This window comes from Streptomyces sp. LaBMicrA B280, assembly GCF_049222185.1.
Lineage (GTDB): Bacteria > Actinomycetota > Actinomycetes > Streptomycetales > Streptomycetaceae > Streptomyces > Streptomyces murinus.
Genome location: NZ_JBMJCT010000085.1, coordinates 1 through 464, shown reverse-complemented (window position 1 = coordinate 464; position 464 = coordinate 1). Strand labels below are relative to the sequence as shown.

Genomic DNA, 464 nt, shown 5'->3' with positions numbered 1-464 from the left:
CCCCGGGGTAGCTTTTATCCGTTGAGCGATGGCCCTTCCATGCGGAACCACCGGATCACTAAGCCCGACTTTCGTCCCTGCTCGACTTGTAGGTCTCGCAGTCAAGCTCCCTTGTGCCTTTACACTCTGCGAATGATTTCCAACCATTCTGAGGGAACCTTTGGGCGCCTCCGTTACCTTTTAGGAGGCGACCGCCCCAGTCAAACTGCCCACCTGACACTGTCTCCCCGCCCGATAAGGGCGGCGGGTTAGAAGGTCAATACAGCCAGGGTAGTATCCCACCGATGCCTCCACCGAAGCTGGCGCTCCGGTTTCCAAGGCTCCTACCTATCCTGTACAAGCTGTACCAACATTCAATATCAGGCTGCAGTAAAGCTCCACGGGGTCTTTCCGTCCTGTCGCGGGTAACCTGCATCTTCACAGGTACTATAATTTCACCGAGTCTCTCGTTGAGACAGTGCCCA

Annotated in this window: 1 rRNA gene; it reads right to left on the bottom strand. The window is 55.8% G+C overall.

Features of this window, described 5'->3' with window-relative positions:
- Positions 1–464 (bottom strand): 23S ribosomal RNA (locus ACLF5H_RS37340); the annotation flags it as partial.